1 protein-coding gene is annotated in these 1,851 nt (G+C 47.2%); it reads left to right on the top strand.

Translation table 11 applies throughout. From position 1 onward, the window contains the following. Positions 1-457 precede the first annotated feature (457 nt). A complete protein-coding gene (gene ltrA / locus GC098_RS16835; protein WP_171644281.1) occupies positions 458-1,837 on the top strand; it encodes a group II intron reverse transcriptase/maturase in 1,380 nt (459 codons plus the stop codon). Positions 1,838-1,851: the final 14 nt, after the last annotated feature.

Raw genomic sequence — 1,851 nt, 5'->3', positions numbered from 1 at the left:
TCGTAGCTAGCAGGCAGACGTTGGCGAAATCCAACGGCTGAAGCCCTGTGAAAAGTCACGAAATATCGTGATGAAGCAAATCTGCAGGCCGTAATGAAGTGAATCCTACCGCATCGTGAAACTGAACCCGAAAGGGACAAGAGGGAGCCGAGCCACGTCTGCCCCAGCGAAGGCCATAGAACGCGCAAAGACCTTGGAACTGCAGCGCGGAAGAACCCTCCGGTGTATGGGGAACGGCATGTAGAGAAAGTTGTATCTGGAACTAGGGAGACCCTCCCCCGCACGAAGTTTTTTTTTTCGTAAACGGTAGACCTATAAGCCCCAAAGGTGAAGTGGCGAGCTGCGGGAAGGGAGTCGGAGGGGGCCATACTACTGTGGATCCGGTGGACAACATAACCCCGGGGAGGGAAGGGCAATACCCCGCTTCGTTCATGGGAATTTGAGGAGGTAAGAGCAAGTGAATGCCGAACATACGGCTAACGCCACCAATGAAAACGCTCGACGACTCCAAAATACCCTCTATCTTGCGGCTAAGGCCAACCCTAAGCGCAAGTTTCATGCTCTGTACGATAAAATATTCCGGAAAGACGTCCTGCGGGAAGCATGGATGCGGGTGAAGAAGAATCGAGGCAGTGCTGGTGTAGATGGACAAACGATTGATTCCATCGTTCAAGAATACGGAGAAGAAACCTTTATCGAGGAAATCAGACAGCAGTTGGCGGATGGTACATACAAGCCATCTCCTGTAAAGCGGAAAGAGATACCTAAACCGGATGGGAAAACTCGTCCTTTAGGAATTCCGACGATCCGCGACCGAACTGTGCAGATGGCAACAAAAATGGTGATCGAAGGTATCTTTGAGGCAGATTTTAAGGATTGCTCTTATGGATTTCGTCCGAAGAGGTCGGCACACCATGCCATTAAATGTATTCGGGACAGCGTCAATAGGGGAATTGTAAATTGGGTAGTCGACGTAGATATTACGGGCTATTTCGATAACATCTCGCATAGCAAACTATTGAGACTGGTAGAAGAGCGTATTTGTGACAAGCGCATCCTGAAATTAATTAGGCAATGGCTTGAAGCAGGTGTGATGAAGGAAGGGATTTGGCACAAAACGGAAATCGGAAGCCCACAGGGTGGAGTGATATCTCCGTTACTTGCCAATATTTATCTGAACTATCTTGATACAATTTGGGAAAAGCGGTTTTCTCATCTTGGAAAACTGGTTAGGTATGCTGATGATCTAGTCATTCTATGCAGGTTCAAACCACAGGCACTCGAATCAATTCGAATCCTTAAGACTATCTTTGGGAAACTGGAACTAACCATGAACACTAGCAAGTCGAAGTTAGTTCGTCTATGGAAGAACGAGGACGGGTTTGACTTCCTTGGTTTTCACCATCGCAAAATGCCAAATCTTCATAAGAACGGAGTTATGTATAGACTTCGAAGTTTTCCATCAAAGAAAGCAATGAAGAAGATGCGTCTGCGCGTGAAAGAAGAAACGTCTCCAAGAGGCCGACTCCAATGGACACTAAAATTGATGGTGGAAAAACTAAATCCGATGATTCAGGGATGGCGTAACTATTACGCTCATTTGGATGTCGATCGGAAGAAGTCCAATGGATTCCTAGCCAAAGTAGACTGGTACATCCTAAGGAGAATGAGGCTTTTCTGGAATAAGAAGCACAAGAAGCACAGATTAATATGGAGTGAGATGCATCTGTTGCTTCAGCGTTCAGACTTGAAAACTGTAAGCACATGGGAAAACCGTACTGCCCTGGGTGAAGAACGTCGGAAAGCCGTATGCGGGAAAACCGCACGTACGGTTTGATGAGGAGGGGCTGG

The organism is Paenibacillus phytorum, from assembly GCF_013141715.1.
Taxonomy (GTDB): Bacteria; Bacillota; Bacilli; order Paenibacillales; family NBRC-103111; genus Paenibacillus_E; species Paenibacillus_E phytorum.
The sequence above is the reverse complement of the archived record's forward strand: the minus strand, read 5'-3'. Positions and strand labels throughout refer to the sequence as shown.